The sequence below is a fragment of the Pseudomonas chlororaphis genome, from assembly GCA_001023535.1.
Lineage (GTDB): Bacteria > Pseudomonadota > Gammaproteobacteria > Pseudomonadales > Pseudomonadaceae > Aquipseudomonas > Aquipseudomonas chlororaphis_E.
Window position 1 is genome coordinate 1,861,629 of record CP011020.1, and the last position, 19,967, is coordinate 1,881,595.

Genomic DNA, 19,967 nt, shown 5'->3' on the forward strand with positions numbered 1-19,967 from the left:
TCTCCAACGGCTGGAACCCGGCCAACACCAACAATAAAAAGTGTGGAGAGAATTGCGATGCCTCCGATCGTCCTGGTGCTGAACGGCCCGAACCTGAACCTGCTCGGCACTCGCGAGCCGGCCACCTATGGCCATGAAACCCTGGCGGACATTTCCGCGTTGTGCGCACGCGCCGCTGAAGAGTTCGGCCTGGCGGTGGAGTTTCGCCAGACCAACCAGGAAGGTGAACTGCTCGACTGGATTCACGGCGCCCGTGGCCGCTGTGCCGGTATCGTCATCAACCCGGCCGCCTGGACCCACACCTCCGTGGCGATCCGTGACGCCCTGGTGGCCAGCGAAATCCCGGTGATCGAAGTGCATTTGTCCAACGTCCATGCGCGGGAAACCTTCCGCCACCACTCCTTCGTCTCCTCCATCGCCATCGGCGTGATGTGCGGGTTTGGCAGCCACGGCTATCGCCTGGCCCTGGAGCATTTCAGTCAGCGGTTGAAGGGTTGATCCACATGTCGAACATCACTGTGCTCGCCGGGCTGATCGGCGCCGGTATCCAGGCCTCGCGCACCCCTGCCCTGCACGAGCACGAAGGCGACGCCCAAGGCATGCGCTACCTCTACCGGTTGATCGACCTCGATGCGCTGACACTCGACAGCAGCGCCCTGCCCGACCTGCTGGCCGCCGCCGAACGCATGAGCTTTACCGGCCTGAACATCACCTTTCCGTGCAAGCAGGCGATCATCCCGCTGCTGGACGAACTGTCGCCCGAAGCCCGCGGCATCGGCGCGGTGAATACCGTGGTGCTCAAGGACGGCAAACGCGTCGGCCACAACACCGATTGCCTGGGGTTCGCCGAAGGGTTTCGCCGTGGCCTGGGGGATGTTTCCCGCGGGCACGTGGTCCAGATGGGCGCCGGCGGCGCCGGTGCGGCCGTTGCCCACGCGCTATTGGCTGAAGGCGTACAGACGCTGAGTATTTTCGATGTGGAAGTCAGCCGCGCCGAGGCCTTGGCCCACAACCTGAACCAACACTTCGGCGCCGGTCGCGCCCGGGCCGGGCATGACTTGCCCGCCGCCATGGCCGAGGCCGACGGCCTGGTCAACACCACCCCGATGGGCATGACGAAGTTGCCGGGCATGCCGGTGCCGGTCGAGCTGTTGCGGGGCGCGTTGTGGGTGGCGGAAATCGTCTACTTCCCCCTGGAAACCGAACTGCTGCGCAACGCCCGCGCCTTGGGCTGCCGCACACTCGATGGCGGCACCATGGCCGTGTTCCAGGCGGTGAAGGCCTTTGAATTGTTCAGCGGCGTGGTGCCGGATGCGCAGCGGATGCTGGAACATTTCCAGCGCATGAATCACTGAGGACCCGTGGGAGCGGGCTAGCTCGCGAATGCGATCCGACAGTCAACCTCCATGGCGACTGTGCGGGCCCTTTCGCAAGCAAGCCCGCTCCCACAGGGGTTGCGTTCAGGCCTGCAAATAGCGCAGCACCGACTCGCAGATCATCTGGCGATGACGCTGCTTGATCGCTTCGTCCGATAGGTCGATCTGAAAAATCTCGCCGAAGGTGTGGCGGTTCGACACCCGGTGAAAACAGAACGAACTGATCAGCAAGTGCACATCCAGCGGTGCCAGGCCCGCCCGGAACACGCCTTCTTCAGCGCCCCGCCGCAGGATCAGGTCGAGGGAGTCGAGGATGGTGCTGTTCATCGCCTTGATCACCCGCGACTGCTTGACGTACTCGGCGTTATGGATGTTCTCGATGGCGACGATCCGCACGAAATCCACATTGCGATCATGGTGGTCGAACGTGAACTCCACCAGGCGCCGTATCGCGTGGACCGGCGCCAGCTCGGCCAGGTGCAGCCGGCCCTCGGTGCTGCGGATATCGCCGTAGAGCTTCTCCAGCACCTCGATGTACAGCTGCTCCTTGCTGCCGAAGTAGTAATAGATCATGCGCTTGGAGGTATGGATGCGTTCGGCGATGGCATCGACCCGGGCGCCGGCCAGGCCCTGCTGGACGAATTCGACGATGGCTTCCTGAAGAATGTTTTCCCGGGTTTTCTCCGGGTTGTTCTTGCGACTCTTGCGTGGCGCGACGAGGGGCTCGTCGAGGTCTGCGGGAAGCTCTGGATTCATAGTCATTGTGGGCTCACGGCCATCACTGCAAGGCTTGCGATTATGGGCCGCACCGTGCAGTGAAGGAAGTCACGGGGCCGCCCTTTGCCGCCACTTTTACGATTTCCCTACAACTTGGCATGCCGCAAGCCACCGCTGCGGGATTTCGCCATGGCCGCCAGCCGCACCGCCACGTTGGCCGCGCCGTAGCCGGCGTAACCGTTCTTGCGCTGGATGATCTCGAAGAAAAACCGCCCCTCGAACGGTTCGGTGTAGACATGAAACAACTCGCCGCCCTGGGCGTCGCGGTCATACAGCACGTTGAAATAGGCCAGCTCGCTGAGAAACTCATCGTCGAAATCGAAACGCGCGGCCAGGTCGTCATAGTAATTGAGCGGAATGTCCAGCAACGGCACCCCGGCCTCCTTGGCGCGGCTGACCTGGGCGAAGATGTCATCGCAATCGAAGGCGATGTGGTGCACGCCAGAGCCACGATAACTCGACAGCGCGTGTGAGATTGCCGTGTTGCGGTTTTCGGAAATGTTCAGGGGCAACCGGATCGAACTGCAGCGGCTGCGCAGCGCGCGGCTTTTCACCAGGCCATAGGGGTCGGGCAGCACCACTTCGTCGTCGGCCTCGAAATCCAGCAGGCTCTTGTAGAACAACACCCAGCTGTCGAGGCTGTCGGCCGGCAACGCCATGGCCATGTGGTCGATGCGCTTGAGCCCAGCCCCGATGACCGCGCCCGGTTGCAAATTGAAATCGGTGCCATAGACGTCGGCGTCCTGGTCGACCAGGTAGATCAAGCTGCCGTCCGGTGCGCGCACCGCCGCCAGCTCCAGCTCATTGGGCCCGACCAAGCCGCGGTAGGGCTGGCCCTTGTAGGCCACCGCCCGCGCCAGAGCGCTGGCACTGTCCTTGACCCGCAATGCGGTGGCGCACAACGACGGCCCGTGAGCTTCGAAAAAGCTGTGGGCGAAGGAGTACGGTTCACTGTTGAGGATCAGGTTGATATCGCCCTGGCGCAGCAGGCTGACGTTCTTGGAACGATGCTGGCCAGCCTTGACGAAGCCCAGCCGCTCCAGCCAGTGGGAGAGCTTGGCGCCGAGGTTGTCGTCCACGGCAAACTCGAGGAACTCGATACCGTTGTATTCGCTGGCCGACGGCGTCGCGAACAGGCAATCGGCGTTACTGACCGGCATGGCCTCTTCGGCCAGGCGTTGGCGGGTCTTCTCTTCCAGGTACAGCAGCGAGCGCAAGCCATCGGCGGCGTTGGCCCTTGGTGGCGCGGCGCGGAAGCCGTCGTTGAAGATCTCCAGCGACAGCGGACCGCGGTAGCCACTCTTGATGATCGGCGCCAGGAAACCCGGCAAGTCGAACTCGCCCTGGCCGGGGAAGCAGCGAAAATGGCGGCTCCACTCCAAAACATCCATTGCCAGGATCGGCGCGTCGGCCATCTGCACGAAAAAAATCTTCTCGCCGGGGATCTCGGCAATCGCCCTCGGATCGCCCTTGAGGGACAAGGTGTGGAAGCTGTCGAGCAGCACGCCAAGGCTTGGATGATCGGCCTGGCGCACGATGTTCCAGACCTGTTGATAAGTATTGACGTGCCGGCCCCAGGCCAACGCTTCATAGCCGATGCGCAGGCCGCGCGCGCCAGCCCGTTCGGCCAGCAGCCGCAGGTCATCGACCAACAATTGCTCATCGCCCAGGCTGTCGGCCGAGGCATTGCTGCACACCAGCACCAGATCGGTGCCCAGCTCCTGCATCAGGTCGAATTTGCGCTCGGCCCGCTCCAGGTTACGCGCCAGGCGATCACGACGGCAGCCTTCGAAGTCACGAAACGGCTGGAACAAGGTGATGGCGATGCCTAGGTCGGCGCACATCTGCCTGATTTCCCGCGGGCTGCCATCGTAATAGAGAAGGTCGTTCTCGAAGATTTCCACACCGTCGAAACCGGCGGCGGCAATGGCTTCGAGTTTTTCCGGCAGGGTACCGCTCAAGGAAACGGTGGCAATGGAACGCTGCATGACTTCGGCTCCCGGGAGGCATCGGCTACAGAGTTGCGGCGCTGTTGGCAGCGCTTTTGAAGGAATGGACCGATTATTGAGGCGCTGATGGCTTTCAGCAATTTAATATGTACCACCCAGTTAGTTTTTTGGGCGATTATCGAACAAAATGCCTTGGGGCGAATTGACGATTTTTCGTCCACTGCGCACCATCAGCCCCACATTGACGCAGCCGGATTGGCCGGCGTCGTGGAATACCCCGATCACCCCATAAGAATTTCAAAAACGGGTACACGCTATGAATCCTTCCCAAAGTTCTCCCCTGAGCCCAGGCATGGGCGTCACGACCGGCGGCATCGGCGACAAAATCCGCGGCGCCCTGGCCGTGGGCAAGACCCGTTGGGGCATGCTCGCGCTGGTGTTTTTCGCCACCACCCTGAACTACATCGACCGCGCCGCTCTCGGCGTGATGCAGCCCATCCTGGCCAAGGAAATGAGCTGGACGGCGATGGATTACGCCAACATCAACTTCTGGTTCCAGGTCGGTTATGCCGTGGGCTTTGTCCTGCAGGGCCGGCTGATCGACCGGATCGGCGTCAAGCGCGTGTTCTTCTGCGCCGTGCTGCTCTGGAGCCTGGCGACCGGTGCCCATGGCCTGGCCACTTCGGCGGTCGGCTTCATGGTCTGCCGCTTCATCCTGGGCCTGACCGAAGCGGCCAACTACCCGGCCTGCGTGAAGACCACGCGGCTGTGGTTTCCGGCCGGCGAACGGGCGGTGGCCACCGGTATCTTCAACGCCGGGACCAACGTCGGCGCAATGTTCACGCCGATGCTGCTGCCATTGATCCTGCACGTGTGGGGCTGGCAGGCGGCGTTCCTGTGCATGGCCGCGCTGGGCGGGGTCTGGTTGCTGTTCTGGGGCCTGAAATACTTCAACCCGGAAGACCACCCCAACGTCAAGGCGTCGGAACTGGCCTACATCCAGGCCCAGGACGAACCGGAGCAGGCCCGCGTGCCCTTCTCCCGTATCCTGCGCATGCGCGGCACCTGGGCGTTCGCCCTCGCCTACTCGATCACCGCGCCGGTGTTCTGGTTCTACCTTTACTGGCTGCCGCCGTTCCTGAACCAGCAATACAACCTGGGCATCAACGTCACCCAGATGGGCATCCCGCTGATCATCATCTACCTGACCGCCGACTTCGGCAGCGTGGGCGGCGGTATCCTGTCTTCGTTCCTGATTGGCCGCGGCCTCAACCCGATCAAGGCGCGCCTGCTTTCCATGCTGCTGTTCGCCTGCTGCATCATCGGTGTGATCATGGCCGCCGGCGCAAGCAACCTATGGATGGCGGTGTTCGCCATTTCCCTGGCCATCGGCGCGCACCAGGCCTGGACCGCCAACATCTGGAGCCTGGTCATGGACTACACGCCCAAATACATGATGAGCACGGTGTTCGGCTTCGGCGGCATGTGCGCGGCCATCGGCGGGATGTTCATGACCCAGTTGGTGGGCCACATCCTGACCGTCACAAACAACAACTACACCGTGTTGTTCACCTTGATCCCGGCGATGTACTTCATCGCCCTGACCTGGCTGTACTTCATGGCGCCGCGCAAGATTCCAAATCTGGAGAGCTGATACGACCGCAGCCCCTGTGGCGAGAGACCTTCTTCCCTCACCACAGGGGTTGCGGCAGCCAGTCACTTGCGTCGCTGCTGCCACGCCGCCGCCAGGCCACTCAGGCAGATCAGCACGATACCGAACACCGTGGTCAACGTCGGCGTATGGTTGAACAACAACCACCCCAGCAGGCCGGCGAACACGATCTGACAATACCCGAACGGCGCGAGCAGCGCCGGGGCGGCAAAGCGGAACGCCTGGGTCAGCATCAGGTGCGCCGTCATCCCGCAGGCCCCCAGCGCCAGCATCATCAAGCCATGCACCAGGCTCGGCACCTGCCAGAAGAACGGCACCAACGCACTCATCCCCAACGTATTGCACAGGCCGGCGAAGAAGTTGCTGGTGGTCGGGCTGTCGATCTCGCTGAGCTTGCGGGTCAGCAGTTGGTAGAAACAGAAGAACAGCGCCGAACAAAACGGCAGCAACACCGCCGGCGTAAACAGATCCCCGCCGGGATGGACGATGATCAACACCCCGATGAAACCGAAGATCACCGCGATCCACTGGCCACGCGTCACCCGCTCACCCAGCAACGGCACCGACAACGCCGTGACCAGCACGGGGGCCAGGAAGTTGACCGCCGTCGCCTCCGCCAACGGGATGTACAACAAGGCCGTGGTGAAGAACAAGCTGGTGCCCAGCAGGCACAACGCCCGGGCCACTTGCCACAAGGGACGCTTGGTGCGTAGCACCCGCAATCCCGAACGGGGCAGGAAGATGCCCGCCATCAACAGGGTGTGCACCACGTAGCGCGCCCACACCACCATGATGATCGGGTAGAACCCCGAAAGGTATTTCGACAAGGCGTCATGGCTGGAGAACAGGAATGTTGCGCAAAGAATCAGCAGGATGCCCTTGAAGGCCTGATTGACGCCGGAAAGCGGAGTGCTGACGGTCATGTAGGAATCCCGCGATGCATGAAGTAAGAGGCCAGGGCTGGCGTGTGACGGATAAGACCGCGCCCACGCCCATTCAATCGCTGCGACGACCGGTTCAGTTGAACAACTCCGAAGCCTGGCTGGCCTGGGACAGCTCTTCGGCAAACGCCAGCAAGGTCGGTGCCAGCTCATGCAGGCGCGGCCGTGTCATCCGCGCGCTGGGACCGGCCACGCTGAGCACACCGACGACCCGCCCATCCACCGGATGACGCACCACGGCGGCAATGGCCGACGTACCGATCGCCGAACTTTCCTCGACACAGGCGTAGCCTTGCTCGCGCGCCTGGCGCAGGTACTCCAGCAGTTCGGCCGAGTTGCGCGGCGCGTTGGGCCCCGCCTCTGCCGGCAGTTGGGCAGCCTGGCGTTCCACCCGCGACAGCGCCTCGGCGTCGCTCATGCACGCCAGCCAGGCATGGCCCGAAGCGGTATAGAACAGCGGCGCCTCTCGGCCCATGTCCGGGTCGTAGCGCAGCCCGGACCGCGCGCCCTGGGATTTGGCGATCCAGGTCTGGCAATCGCCTTCGATGACGCCCAGGCGCACCAGCTCGCCGGTTTCCCGGGCCAGGCGATCCAGCACGGGCTGCACGATGTCAGCGCCGCTTCGTGACAGGTAGCGAAAACCCATGGCCACCAACCGGGTGGACAGGTGATACCGCAGGTTATCGGGGTTCTGGCGCACATAGCCCAGGCGCATCAGCTCGGCGAGCAAGCGATGGGTGGCGCTCTTGGGGATCTGCAACTGCTCGGCCAGCCCTAGCAGCGGCCAGCCTCGGGGATCGCTGGCGAGATTTTCCAACACATTGAAGACACGTTCGATTTGACTGCCGGCCATGGACGATCCAGATGAATACGCTGATTCCAGAATAAGCGAAGTGTAATGCAAATTCTGGAACGACATGGGATTTTAATCCATATCGGTGTCAGCGAGCCGGCGCGAGAAGCGGCACTTCGCGCCACGCAGAAGGTCAACGGATACAACGCACTCGCGCGCCGATCCGTTCCCACAGTCAAAAATCTGTTAGTGAACTGGCGGCAATCCCACTCAGCGGCAACACTGTTCACACCGGTCAATCAGAGGACTGCCCACATGCTATGGAAAAAAGGTCGCCGCAGTGACAACGTGGTGGACGCCCGAGGCGATGGCGGCGGGGGTGGCGGATTGCGCTTCGGCGGCGGCAAGGGCTTGAGCCTGACGGCCATTCTCCTGATCGTCGGCATCGGCTGGATCACCGGCCAGGACCCGATGCAGATCCTTGGGCAGTTGGCCGGGCAGATGGACACGTCCGCCCCCGCCTCGTCGCAAACCCGCCAGGCGCCGCCGGCCAACGATGAGCAGGCCGAGTTCGTGCGCTCGATCCTTGGCGATACCGAAGACACCTGGGGCCAGGTGTTCCAGCAGGCCGGGCGCCAGTACCAGCAACCGAAGCTGGTGCTGTTCAGCGGTCGGGTCAACTCGGCCTGCGGCCTCGCGTCATCGGCCACCGGGCCGTTCTATTGCCCGGCAGACCGGCAGGTCTACCTCGACATGAGTTTCTTCAAGGAAATGGCCCAACGTTTCTCCGCGGCCGGGGACTTCGCCCAGGCCTACGTCATTGCCCACGAGGTTGGGCACCACGTGCAGACGCTGCTAGGCGTGTCGGCGAAAATCCAGGAGGCCCGCCAGCAAGGCCGGCAGATGGAAGGCGACGGCGGCCTGTTGGTGCGTCAGGAGTTGCAGGCCGACTGCCTCGCCGGCGTCTGGGCCAACCATGCCCAGAAACGCCTGAACTGGCTGGAACCGGGCGACATCGAAGAAGCCCTGAACGCCGCCAATGCCATCGGCGATGACCGCTTGCAACAGCAGGGCCAGGGCCGCGTGGTACCCGACTCCTTCACCCACGGCACCTCGGCGCAGCGGGTACGCTGGTTCAAGACCGGGTTCGCCCAGGGCCAGGTCAGCCAGTGCGACACTTTTGCGGCGAAAACCCTGTAGATGATGAAGTGGGCCGCATGGTTCGCGCTGGTGCTGGGCAGCACCTTGGCCCAGGCCAATGAGCATGGCGTCAACGTGGTCGCGCAAGGGCGCCTGCAACTCAAGGGTGGCGCCATGGCCGTGGACGTCAGCCCGGCCCCGGCGTCCATCCAGCGCGTGCTGATCATCCTCCACGGTCGGCTGCGCAATGCCGACACCTACCTGCACAGCGCCGAGAAAGCGGCCGGGCAGGCCGGGCAACTGGGCACCACCCTGATCATCGCCCCGCAGTTTCTCAACGAGCAGGACGTTGCTCGCCACCTGTTGCCCAATGACCTGCTCCGCTGGCAGGGCAACGACTGGATGGCCGGAGGCCTGTCCACGGGGCCGCATCCGGTCAGCTCGTTCCAGGTTCTGGACGACATCGTCGCGCGGGTCAGTGACCGGCAACAGTTCCCCGAAGTGCAACAGATCGTCATCGCCGGCCATTCCGGTGGTGCCCAGGTCGTGCAGCGCTACGCCCTGCTCGCCCACGGCCCCTTCAGGATCAACCCGCGCTTCGTCGTCGCCAACCCGTCGTCCTACGCCTATTTCGATGAACAACGGCCGATGGCCTTCGATGCCGCCAGTTGTCCGGGTTTCAATCACTGGAAGTACGGGCTGAAAAACTTGCCGGCCTACGCCGCCGGGCAAACACCGGCTCAACTGGAAGACAACTACATCAAGCGCGACATCGTCTACCTGCTCGGCCAACAGGATGTCGACCCGGAGCATCCAGCCCTGGACAAAAGCTGCGAAGCGCAAACCCAGGGACCGTATCGGTTATTGCGCGGTCATTTCTTTTTCGACTACCTGACCAGAAGGCACCCAGGGGAGATGCCCCAACGGCTGATCGAAGTGCCCGGGATCGGGCACGATGGCAGTGGGATGTTCAATTCGCCCGAGGGGCTGAAGGCCTTGTTCGGGCAGTAAGCCTCGTCCTGCCTGACTTGGCCTCATCGCGAACACTCGATCAACACTTCAAGCCAACAGCATCCGCCGCAGCTCGTCACAATCGCGCGCATGCCAGTCGGTCAGTTCCGGCCACGGGTTGTCCGGTAGGTTCACCAGCACCGTCCGCGCCCCTGCCGCACGACCACAGTCCAGGTCGAAGCGGTAATCACCGACCATCACCATTGTCTCGGGGGCCACGTCCCAGGCCTGCGCCAGCTTCAACAGACCACCGGGATGCGGCTTGGGCGGCGCCTCGTCGCGGCCCAGTACATCGGCCACGTCGAAACAGTCGGCCAGGCCGATGGCCTCCAAAGTGACATGGGCCAGCTCGCGGGCGTTGCGGGTCAGGATTCCCAGGCGGTCACCGCGTCCTGCCAACTCGCGCACCAGCTCGACCGCCCCCGGCGCCGGCCTGGAGCCCAGCGCCAGGTCGCGCTCGTGCTCCAGCAGCCAGGCGTGCTTGGCCGCTGCCTCATCGGCCGGCAGGGCCGCCAGGTGGGTGAGGATGTCGTCTTCGGGCGGGATCGCCAGGGCCACCCGGATCGCCGCGAAATCATGCACGGCGATGGTCAGCGTGCCGTCCATGTCGAAGACCCAGTGACGGACATCGGCCAGGCTCATGCCCAGTCCTTGCGATGGCGAATCAGCCCTTCCTGGGTGACCGACGCCACCAGTTGCCCGGCGCGGTTGAACACGCTGCCCCGGGAAAACCCGCGGGAGTTGCCGGCCCACGGGCTGTCCATGGCGTAGAGCAACCAATCGTCGGCCCGCAGGTCGGCGTGGAACCACAAGGCATGGTCGAGGCTGGCGACCTGCATGTCCTTCTGCCAGACCGACTTGCCATGGGGCAGCATCGAGGTAGTCAACAGGCCGAAGTCCGAGGCATAGGCCAGCAGGTACTTGTGCAAGGCTGGCGAATCCGCCAGGGCGCCATCGGCGCGAAACCACACGTACTTGATCGGGTCGGCCGGCTGCGGGTTGTAAGGATCCTTTTCCGTGACCGGTCGCACTTCGATCGGCTTGGGGCACAACAGCTTTTCGCGCATGTGCTCAGGCAACAGGTGCGCGCGCTGCTGGGTCAGTTCCAGCTCGGACGGCAGGTTTTCCGGCCCGACCACCTGCGGCATGCTGCTCTGGTGCTCGAAGCCCAGCTCGTCGTACTGGAACGAGGCGCTGCAGGTGAAGATCGGATGGCCCTTCTGGATCGCCGTGACCCGACGGGTGCTGAAGCTGCCGCCGTCACGCACCCGGTCCACCTGGTAGACCACCGGCAAAGCCGCATCACCGGGGCGCAGGAAATAGCCGTGCATCGAATGGACGTGACGGGCCTCTTCCACGGTCTGGCTGGCCGCCGACAATGATTGGCCCAGCACCTGGCCGCCGAACAACTGGCGAAACCCCAGGTCCTGGCTGCGACCGCGAAACAGGTTTTCTTCGATCGGTTCCAGGGTCAGCAGGTCGACCAGATCTTCCAACACGTGGCTCATTCAGACTTTCCTCACACAGCGCAATACCGCGCAGTCTGTGCTGCGGCGGTGGATCGATTGTTGGCCCGGGCCATTGGGCGGGCATTGTAAACGTCCGTGTTGGCTAACCGTGAAGGGTCTGCAACCACTGCTCACGATTGATGCGATAGAGCACATGGTGACGCAACGGATGGCCGACTGCGAGTGTTGGGTGTTCGAAGTCGTCCGCCGGGTCATGCTGCATGCCGATGGCCTGCATGACCTTCTGCGACGGCAGGTTGTCGACGGCGGTGAACGCCACCACTTCCTCCAGCCCCAAGGCATCGAAGGCACACCGCAGCGCGGTCCACGCGGCTTCGCTGGCATACCCCAGGCCCCAGTGCTCGCGGGCCAGGCGCCAGCCGATCTCGATCGCCGGGGTGAACGGTGCGTCGAAGCCGACCACGCCAAGGCCGGTGAAGCCGACGAAGGCGCCGGTGTCCTTGCGCTCCAACGCCCACAAACCGAAACCGTGCTCGGCAAAATGCCCGCGCACGCGCCCGATCAGCGCGGCGCTTTCCAGGCGGCTCAGCGGCGCGGGGAAATAACGCATCACCTGCGGGTCCGCACACATGGCGGCAAATTCCGGCAAGTCGTCGTCACGCCACTGGCGCAAGACCAGCCGCGCGCTTTCCAATTCGAGTATCGGCTCCATCTTCACTCCCTCTCCATGCCCTGAGTCTACATCGCTGGTAGGATCCGTCACTTAAATCACCTTTGAAAAACACCATGCCGTTGCCGCTGATCTACCACGAAGACTACAGCCCCGAATTCCCGGCGGAACACCGTTTCCCCATGGACAAGTTTCGCCTGTTGCGCGATCACCTCGTCGACAGCGGGCTGACCCGCGACGCCGACCTGCTGCGCCCTTCACTGTGTCCGCCGGACATCCTCGCCCTGGCCCATGACCGTGCCTATATCGAACGCTACATGGGGGGCGAGTTGTCCCGCGAGGACCAACGGCGCCTTGGCCTGCCCTGGAGTGACGCCCTGGCCCGCCGAACGGTTCGCGCCGTGGGCGGCTCGCTGCTGGCCGCCGAACAGGCCCTTGAGCACGGCCTGGCCTGTCACCTGGCCGGCGGCACCCACCATGCCCACTACGACCACCCGGCCGGCTTCTGCATTTTCAACGACCTGGCCGTGATCAGCCGCTATTTCCTGGCCAGCGGTCGGGTCTCGCGGGTGCTGATCTTCGACTGCGATGTGCACCAGGGCGACGGCACCGCGCGAATACTTCATGACACTCCCGACGCAGTGACAGTTTCCCTGCACTGCGAAAAGAATTTTCCGGCACGCAAGGCACAAAGCGACTGGGACATTCCACTGCCCATGGGCATGGGCGACGCCGCCTACCTGGAGGTGGTGGACGACGCCCTCAACTACCTGTTGCCGCTGTACCAGCCGGACCTGGTGCTGTACGACGCTGGCGTCGATGTGCACAAGGACGACGCCCTCGGTTACCTGAAGCTGACAGACGAAGGCCTCGCCGACCGCGACGAACGGGTCATGCGCCATTGCCTGGGGCGCGACATCCCGGTGGTCGGCGTGATCGGCGGCGGCTACAGCAAGGATCGCCAGGCCCTGGCCCGCCGCCACGGGATCCTGCACCACAGCGCACAAAAGGTCTGGACGTCATCAGGTTGTCATTGAAACCAGGGCGCGTTACCCACAATGCCTGTGGAGCGGCCTGTGGATAACCTGAGCGAAACGACTTGCAGGCCATGCCGGACATGGCCTGCAGAGCCCTGACTGTTTTTTGAGCACCTGCACCGGCATCTCCCGCTCCCACAGGATTTGCGTGCTGATAGAATGCCGCGCTTACTCACTTCTCTGTCAGCGCCCATCATGACCTCGACCGGCCCATCCACCCCTCCAAACGTCACCATCATCGGCGGCGGCCCCGCCGGCCTGATGGCCGCCGAGGTATTGAGCCAGGCCGGGATCCAGGTCGATGTGTACGACGCCATGCCCTCCGTGGGTCGCAAATTTCTGCTGGCCGGTGTCGGCGGCATGAACATCACCCACTCCGAAGCCTTTCCGGCGTTCCTGGCCCGCTACGGCGAGCGCGCGGCGAACCTCGCACCGTTGCTGCGCAGCTTCGGTGCCGATGAGTTGTGCCGCTGGATCCATGAGCTGGGCATCGACACCTTTGTCGGCAGCTCCGGCCGGGTCTTTCCCACCGACATGAAAGCCGCCCCGCTGCTGCGGGCCTGGCTCAAGCGCCTGCGCGACGGCGGCGTGGCGATCCACACACGCCATCGCTGGCTCGGCTGGAACGCCGACGGCAGCCTGAAGATCGCCTCGCCGGCAGGCGAACACGCCGTGCGCCACGCCGCGACGCTGCTGGCGCTGGGTGGCGGCAGTTGGTCGCGCCTGGGCTCCGACGGCGCGTGGATGCTGCCCCTGGAACAACGGGGCGTCACCCTGGCGCCGCTGCAACCGAGCAACTGCGGCTTCGACGTCCAGGCCTGGAGCGAACTGCTGGTCAGCAAGTTCGCCGGTGCGCCGCTGAAGAACGTCGCCTTGGGCCTGGACGACGAGGTGCCGCGCCTCGGCGAATGCGTGATCACCGCCACCGGCATCGAGGGCAGCCTGGTCTATGCCTTGTCGGCATCGATTCGCGAGGCCATCAACCAACACGGCAGCGCTACGCTCCATCTGGACCTGCTGCCCGGCCGGCCTGTGGACAAAGTCCTCCAGGCCCTCGGCAAGCCACGCGGCTCACGCTCGATGGCCAAGCATCTGCACAGCCAGTTGGGCCTGGATGGGGTCAAGGCCGCGCTGCTGCGCGAACTCACCCCCGCCGACGCCTTCGCCGACCCAGCACGGCTCGCCCAGGCAATCAAGGCCCTGCCCATCACCCTGGTCAAGCCTCGTCCGCTGGATGAAGCCATCAGCAGTGCCGGCGGCGTGGTGTTCAGCGGTCTGGACGAGAACCTGATGCTGAGGTCCGTTCCAGGGGTCTTCGTTGCAGGGGAAATGCTCGATTGGGAAGCGCCGACCGGCGGCTACCTGCTCACGGCATGCTTTGCGACAGGCTACCGTGCGGGGCTGGGCGTGCTGGATTGGCTCAGGAAGGGCACGGCATCCTGAGCCACTCGTTCACGCCAGGCAGGCCAGGCCTGGCAGCCTAGCCGACTGAAACAGCCTTGAGCAGCGCGGTCATTGCCGTTCGGCTTTGCACCGCATCGAAGTTGCTCTTTACATACTGCGCCCCACTCTGCCCCATCTTGTTGCGCAGAGGCTCATTGCGCATCAGGTCGGCAATGATGACTGAAAGTTGATGGCCATTGTTCGGCTCAAACACCATCCCGGCTTTCGCATCCTTGACGATCTCGGCAGCCTCTCCTTCGACACCGCACAACACGGGGCGACCGCAGGCCATGTAATCGAGCAGCTTCGTAGGGATGGCGCCCCTGAACAACGGAATGTCCTTCAAGGTGACGAGGCATACATCGGCGGCGTTGATGAAACCCCGCCCTTCGTGCTTGGACACCGGAGGCAGGATCAATACGTTGTCGATGTTCAGCTCGGCAATCCGCTGCTCAAGGTAGGGCCGCTTCATGCCGTCACCGATCAACAGGAACAGCGTGTTTTCATCCTGGCACTGCACGGCGGCATCAATGACCACATCCAGGTTATTGGCTTCGCCCATGGCGCCGAAGTACAGGACGATATTGCGCCCCTCCCAACCGAAGTTGCGACGCACCACGCTTCCAGCTTCGGCGTCCGGATAGAGCATCTGGGTATCTACACCACAGGTAATGACTTCCAGCTTGCTCGCAGGCCAGCCGCGCGCATGGATGTCATTGCGAATCCCCTGGGTCAGGGTGACGATGCGTTGCGCCTTGTCATAGAGCAACCGCTCCATCCAGGACATGATGGAAATCAGCAACCGATTGCGCAGGATCCCCATCTGCACGGCAGACTCCGGCCACAGGTCCCGGACCTCGAATACCAGCGGTATACCTCGCAGCTTGCACACCACCCACACGGGAAGCATGGGGAAGATAGGGGGTGAGGAGGCCAGCACGACATCCGGTCTTTCGGCCCTCAGAAGACCAAAGGGCGCTGTCACGGAGAATGAAAGGAAACTGATCAACCGCCCCAGATAACTGCGATGCAATTCACTGTAGGTGTAGGTACGGATGATCTTAACCAGGCCTTCTTTTTCCTTGAGGATCAGCCGCCGGTACCAAGGGAGTACGGGTGTGTCGCGCTGCATGTAACCGGTTTGCCCGGACACCACCGTCACGCTATGGCCCTCAGCCGCCAGATGCTGGGTCAGTTCGTACACCAGCGAATGTCCAGGAGACGAGTGTCCCTGATAGTACTGATAAACCACTGCGACTTTCATTTGAACGCCTTGTACAGTTGCTTGAGCCGCTCGCCTTCCTGCTGCCAGCTCAGCGCCTGGCGAACCACGGAGAGTTGCTCACGCCAGTGCTGCAGCCTTTGTCCATTGGCAAAAAAAGTCTCGATCATGCCGGCGATCGCCCGGGGCGTCGAAAGATCGCCCACGCAGCCGATCCGGTTTCCCTCCACCAGGCGGCGAAGTTCGGGCAGGTCGCTGGCCAGGATCGGCAGCCCCGCCGCCATGAATTCGAACAGTTTGTTCGGCGTGCAGTAATAGTTGTTCAAGCAGATCGGCTGGTAGGGGATGACACCCGCATCGGCCGAGGCCGTTATTGCAAGCAGATCCGCTTGGGCCACCGCCGGATGCAGGTGCACCCGTGCCGCCAGTCCTTTGCGCTCGACCAGGCGCTGCAGGCCCGTGGCAAGCTGACCGTCTCCCAGCAGGACCAGATGGATTGCGTCGCGGGGCAACAATGCCATGGCCTCGACCAGTTCAGGCAGATTGCGCCCGGCGGAAAAACCGCCCTGGAACAACAACACGCGATGCTCGCGGGGAATGCCAAAGCGCTCGTGCAAGTACCAGGAACGCTCGGTTTGCGGCTGGATACGCTCGGCATTGTGGATAACGGCCACTTCAGCCACCCCATAACGCGCCTCCAGCTCGCGGGCGATGGAGGGGTTGACGGTAATCACGCGATCACAGGCCTGTATATGCCGACGCTCGACCTGGGCCCAACTGGCGCGCTGTCCCCGAGAGAACTCCTGCTCGCTGTAGAGCTCATGGCTGTCGTAGACCAGGCGCGCCTCGAACGCTTCGGACAACGTGCGCCCCACCGCCAGCATCGGCAGATCGTGAGCCACCACCACCTGAGCCTTGTGTTGAAGCCCATCGGCCAGGAACAGGTTCAGGTAGAAACGCTCATGATCGACCAGGAAGCGCCAGGCAAGGGATTTCATGGCACGCATCAGGCGACCGTTCATCGGTAGATGCCGGCGCATCAGGCCATAGGCCTCAAGCACCCGATTTTCCTTGCGTGCAGTCGACTCGGTCTGCGCACCGATGCGCCGTACGCGGCGGTCATCCGTCCCCATGAGTTCATCCGCCGGCATGGCCAGGATCGTGACGTCCCAACCGTCCTCTTCCAGGCTGTCGGCCTGGAGAAGGATTCTTCGGTCAATCTGCCTGTCGTTACAGAGCATCAAGACCCGCGGGGCATTCGGCATGATTTCAGATACCACCCGGTTGCAGGTCTCCATCGATAAAGTTGCGATGCCAGAGCTCCATGCACAGCAACCCCCAGACGACCCGTCCGAACTCGCTTTCGCTGTTCAATGCCTTCTCGACGGATTGCGCGTTGTACAACCCGCGCGAGCGGGCTCGCTCGGACAGCAGCGTGTCGCGAACGAAATCGCGGGCTACGCCCTTGGTCCATTGCGTCAATGGCGTCGGGAAGCCCATCTTGTCCTTGCGCTCGAAAATGCTCTGCGGCACCGCGTTGCGTACGGATTCCTTGAACAGATGCTTCATCCGCCCGCCAGCGAACTTGATGTTCGGTGGAATGGTCGCCATGAACTCCACAATGCGGTGATCCAGCAGCGGCACGCGCGACTCGATGGAGGCGGCCATGCTGGTGCGATCCTCAACGTGAAGCAACGCCGGCAGGGAGCCCTTGAGGTCGAAGTAGGTCATCTGGTTGACCAGGGAATGCAGGCCTTCGCGATTGAAGATCTTCTGATAGGACTCGAACGGCGAGTAGCCCTTGTCGAAGGCATCCGGGTTGAACAGGTGCGACATGCCTTCACTGCGATCGATCAGGCGGAAGTAGCGCTGGTCGGTCGAGGCGAACAGCCCTTCGCGCCATAGCCCCTGCAACATTGGCTGGTACGTCTTGAGCAACGACAGGTTGGGGATGATCGATTCCAGCGAAACGGCATAGCGATGCTGGTTCGCCGTTTCATTGATCGCACCGGACAAGCACTTCTCCAGGTAGGCCGCCATGTAGCGGGCATACCCTACGAACAGCTCGTCACCGCCCTGCCCGCCCAGTACGACCTTGACCTGTTCGCCAGCCAGGCGCGAAACGTAATACTGTGGAATCAGGCCTGGGCCGGCAAGCGGCTCATCCATGAAGTGCATCAGCTTGGGAAGCAGGTCGGCCAGCTCGCTGCCCGGGATGTACACCTCGTTGTAGTCGGTACCGGCGAACGCGGATACAGCCTTGGCGTGCCCCGTCTCATCGAACTGCGGGCCTTCATGGAAAGCCCCGGTGAATGTCTTGAGCTGCTCGCCACCCAACATCCTCGACGCCAGGCACACGACTGCGCTGGAATCCAGGCCGCCGGACAAGTGCGCGCCCAACGGCACATCGGAGCGCAAGTGCATGCGCACCGAGTCTTCGATCAGGGCCGCGAGGTTATCGACGAAGTAACGCTCGTCATGGCGCTCGTCGATGTTGTATTGCAGATCCCAGTACTGGGAAGTCTTGATCTTGAGCTGGCTGCCCTCATACCAGGCGCTGAGGTGATAACCCGGCTCAAGCTTCTGGACACCTTTGAACAGCGTCTTCTCGTTCAGGCAAAACTGGAACGTCAGGTAATCCTGCAAACCGTCCGAATTGGACTCCGCCTTCAGGGAGCCATCGGCAAAGAGTGCCTTGATCTCGGAGGCGAACCCGAGTTTCTGGCCATCGAAATGGTAGTAGAACGGCTTGATGCCAATCCGATCCCGAGCGCAGAAAAGACGTTGTTCGAGGCGGTCCCAGATGGCAAAGGCAAACATGCCGATCAGGCGATCGACACAACGCTCGCCCCACTCGCGGAAGGCGTACAGCAACACTTCCGTGTCCGAGTAGTTGTGCAACGGGTGACCTCGACCGATGAGCTCGCGGCGCAACTCCAGGTAGTTGTAGATGGCGCCGTTGAAAACGATCGTGTAACGACCGTCCTCGGTGGTCATCGGCTGCTTGCCGTGTTCCGGGTCGATAATTGCCAGGCGCCGATGTCCCAGCGCCACAGGCCGAGCAGGATCAAGCCAGGTGCCCTCGCCATCGGGGCCACGGTGACGAATGGCGTCCATCATCTTCATGACGGAGCCACGCATCGACTCTGGCGTTCCTGAAACCGCTACGATCCCTGCAATCCCACACATAAAAAACCATCCTGCCCTAAACAAACAATAACTGACGCGTCGTTCAAACTTTCTAAGAAGTCAGCCCGTAACCCGTTGATAGATATTCAGCAACTTTTCACCTTCCACGTCCCAATTGATCGCTTCCCGGGCTTTCTTCGCCCCGTCTTTCAGCGCCGCCATTTTCGCTGAGTCGCCGAACAATTGGTTGACCGCACTTGCAATGGCCTCGGCAGAATTCAAGTCCGCCAGCAAACCGTTGCCATAAGTAGCGACGATATCGTGAAGGAATGGCAAGTCGTTACTGATGAAAGGCAACTCGGCGACCGCAAACTCGAACAACTTGTTGGGGCTGCAGAAGTAATTATTCTCGTCGACGCCATGGTAGGGAATGATGCCCAGGTCGGCGTCGCAGGTCAGTTCGTGCAGATCATCCGACGGCACCCCGCCATAAAAGAACACCCGATCTCCGAGGTTTCGCTCCATGACCAGTTTTTTCAAGGTGTCCTCGAATGCACCGTATCCCACAAGCACGAGATAAGTGTTGGCGGCAAAGTTGGCCGCCGCCTCGACGATGCGCTCAATGCCCCGATTGTCGGAGATCCAGCCCTGGTACAGCAGAATGTTGTCATCGGGCGCAAGACCGAAGCGCTCGCGCAGCAAGGACGTCGACGCCACCGGCACCTTGGGCGCCGCGTTCATGATGACGTGCGGGGCCGTGACGGCGTAGCGCTCGGCCATCAGCTTGGCAATGTACGGGTTGACGGTAATCGCTGCATCGACCTGTTTGATCAGCCGCGATTCCTTTTTCTTGTACTTTCTCTGGGTGGCCTCGGGCAGTTGCACCTGGGCGTAGTACAGTTCGTGGGCATCGTAGATCAGCGGAACCTTGCGCATCTTCGCCAATTCGACGGCCGGCGCCAGCATGGGAAAGTCATGCACGTGCAGCACATCGACCTGGTATTCCGTCATTCGATCGAGAATGAACTGCTCGAAGCTGTTCAAGCTCGCCACACGGTTGGCCCAGGCCCGGAACAAGCGCCAGGCCCGGTTATAAGTGCTCGAGCCTGGTTGCAGGTTATAGCGACGTGCCAGGGCTGAAAACCGCGAATCGCCCCAATCGAACATGAACCGCTCGATCTTTATGCCATTGTGCGAGTAAGACTCGCGCTGCGGACATTCGAAACCCGCCAACAACGTCACTTGGTGGCCCTGCTCAACTAATGTCTGGGCTTCCTGCAGAATCCGCCGATCGATCATCAAATGATCGGCTGTTGTCATCAAAATATTCATGCGCCG

At 62.4% G+C, this 19,967-nt stretch carries 18 protein-coding genes; 7 read left to right on the forward strand and 11 right to left on the reverse strand.

Going from position 1 to position 19,967, the window contains the following annotated elements; genetic code table 11:
* The first annotated feature begins 57 nt into the window (after window positions 1-57).
* Both VM99_07980 and VM99_07985 read left to right on the forward strand, forming a co-directional pair.
* A complete protein-coding gene (locus VM99_07980; GenBank protein AKJ97999.1) occupies window positions 58-498 on the forward strand; it encodes a 3-dehydroquinate dehydratase in 441 nt (146 codons plus the stop codon).
* 5 nt (window positions 499-503) lie between these two features.
* Complete coding sequence (locus VM99_07985) at window positions 504-1,355, forward strand: shikimate dehydrogenase (GenBank protein AKJ98000.1); 852 nt, start codon at window positions 504-506, stop codon at window positions 1,353-1,355.
* A gap of 105 nt (window positions 1,356-1,460) precedes the next feature.
* Here VM99_07985 and VM99_07990 read toward each other — a convergent pair whose 3' ends face one another.
* A complete protein-coding gene (locus tag VM99_07990; GenBank protein AKJ98001.1) occupies window positions 1,461-2,138 on the reverse strand; it encodes a TetR family transcriptional regulator in 678 nt (225 codons plus the stop codon).
* A gap of 101 nt (window positions 2,139-2,239) precedes the next feature.
* The gene (locus VM99_07995; protein ID AKJ98002.1) at window positions 2,240-4,141 is read right to left on the reverse strand and encodes a 4-hydroxyphenylpyruvate dioxygenase; all 1,902 of its coding nucleotides are present in this window, start codon (window positions 4,139-4,141) and stop codon (window positions 2,240-2,242) included.
* Between the two features lie 277 nt (window positions 4,142-4,418).
* Here VM99_07995 and VM99_08000 point away from each other — a divergent pair, with 277 nt between their 5' ends.
* Window positions 4,419-5,756, forward strand: coding sequence for a membrane protein (locus VM99_08000; GenBank protein AKJ98003.1), 1,338 nt, complete (start codon window positions 4,419-4,421; stop codon window positions 5,754-5,756).
* Between the two features lie 62 nt (window positions 5,757-5,818).
* Here VM99_08000 and VM99_08005 read toward each other — a convergent pair whose 3' ends face one another.
* Both VM99_08005 and VM99_08010 read right to left on the reverse strand, forming a co-directional pair.
* Window positions 5,819-6,697 carry a membrane protein gene (locus VM99_08005; GenBank protein AKJ98004.1) on the reverse strand — a complete coding sequence of 293 codons (879 nt, stop codon included), beginning with the start codon at window positions 6,695-6,697 and terminating at the stop codon, window positions 5,819-5,821.
* Window positions 6,698-6,791: 94 nt separating this feature from the next.
* A complete protein-coding gene (locus VM99_08010; GenBank protein AKJ98005.1) occupies window positions 6,792-7,568 on the reverse strand; it encodes an IclR family transcriptional regulator in 777 nt (258 codons plus the stop codon).
* Window positions 7,569-7,823: 255 nt separating this feature from the next.
* Between VM99_08010 and VM99_08015 the strand changes: the two genes are divergently transcribed.
* Together VM99_08015 and VM99_08020 are read left to right on the forward strand one after the other, a co-directional pair.
* Window positions 7,824-8,708, forward strand: coding sequence for a metallopeptidase (locus VM99_08015; protein ID AKJ98006.1), 885 nt, complete (start codon window positions 7,824-7,826; stop codon window positions 8,706-8,708).
* Window positions 8,709-9,659 (forward strand): lipoprotein, encoded by a 951-nt coding sequence (locus VM99_08020; GenBank protein AKJ98007.1) that lies wholly within the window; start codon window positions 8,709-8,711, stop codon window positions 9,657-9,659. It abuts the gene before it with no gap.
* Between the two features lie 48 nt (window positions 9,660-9,707).
* Here VM99_08020 and VM99_08025 read toward each other — a convergent pair whose 3' ends face one another.
* The 3 genes from VM99_08025 to VM99_08035 all read right to left on the reverse strand — a co-directional run bounded on the left by VM99_08025 (window position 9,708) and on the right by VM99_08035 (window position 11,840).
* On the reverse strand, window positions 9,708-10,301 hold the full coding sequence (locus VM99_08025; protein AKJ98008.1) for an HAD family hydrolase: 594 nt from the start codon (window positions 10,299-10,301) through the stop codon (window positions 9,708-9,710).
* Entirely contained in the window at window positions 10,298-11,167 is an 870-nt protein-coding gene (locus VM99_08030) for a palmitoyl-CoA hydrolase (protein ID AKJ98009.1), read from the reverse strand. The genes VM99_08025 and VM99_08030 overlap by 4 nt, the downstream gene beginning before the upstream one ends.
* Window positions 11,168-11,270: 103 nt before the next feature.
* Window positions 11,271-11,840 (reverse strand): GNAT family acetyltransferase, encoded by a 570-nt coding sequence (locus tag VM99_08035; GenBank protein AKJ98010.1) that lies wholly within the window; start codon window positions 11,838-11,840, stop codon window positions 11,271-11,273.
* Between the two features lie 74 nt (window positions 11,841-11,914).
* Between VM99_08035 and VM99_08040 the strand changes: the two genes are divergently transcribed.
* Together VM99_08040 and VM99_08045 are read left to right on the forward strand one after the other, a co-directional pair.
* Entirely contained in the window at window positions 11,915-12,835 is a 921-nt protein-coding gene (locus VM99_08040; GenBank protein AKJ98011.1) for a histone deacetylase superfamily protein, read from the forward strand.
* Between the two features lie 159 nt (window positions 12,836-12,994).
* Window positions 12,995-14,278, forward strand: coding sequence for an NAD(FAD)-utilizing dehydrogenase (locus VM99_08045; GenBank protein AKJ98012.1), 1,284 nt, complete (start codon window positions 12,995-12,997; stop codon window positions 14,276-14,278).
* A gap of 37 nt (window positions 14,279-14,315) precedes the next feature.
* On the opposite strand, the gene VM99_08050 is transcribed toward VM99_08045, so the two are convergent.
* The 4 genes from VM99_08050 to VM99_08065 are packed head-to-tail and all read right to left on the reverse strand — an operon-like array spanning window position 14,316 to window position 19,961.
* Window positions 14,316-15,482, reverse strand: a complete 1,167-nt coding sequence (locus VM99_08050) for a hypothetical protein (GenBank protein AKJ98013.1) — start codon at window positions 15,480-15,482, stop codon at window positions 14,316-14,318.
* A gap of 56 nt (window positions 15,483-15,538) precedes the next feature.
* Window positions 15,539-16,798, reverse strand: coding sequence for a hypothetical protein (locus VM99_08055; protein AKJ98014.1), 1,260 nt, complete (start codon window positions 16,796-16,798; stop codon window positions 15,539-15,541).
* Complete coding sequence (locus VM99_08060) at window positions 16,770-18,689, reverse strand: asparagine synthase (protein ID AKJ98015.1); 1,920 nt, start codon at window positions 18,687-18,689, stop codon at window positions 16,770-16,772. Before VM99_08060 ends, VM99_08055 begins: the two co-directional genes overlap by 29 nt.
* Before the next feature lie 60 nt (window positions 18,690-18,749).
* The gene (locus VM99_08065; protein ID AKJ98016.1) at window positions 18,750-19,961 is read right to left on the reverse strand and encodes a hypothetical protein; all 1,212 of its coding nucleotides are present in this window, start codon (window positions 19,959-19,961) and stop codon (window positions 18,750-18,752) included.
* Between the last annotated feature and the right edge of the window lie 6 nt (window positions 19,962-19,967).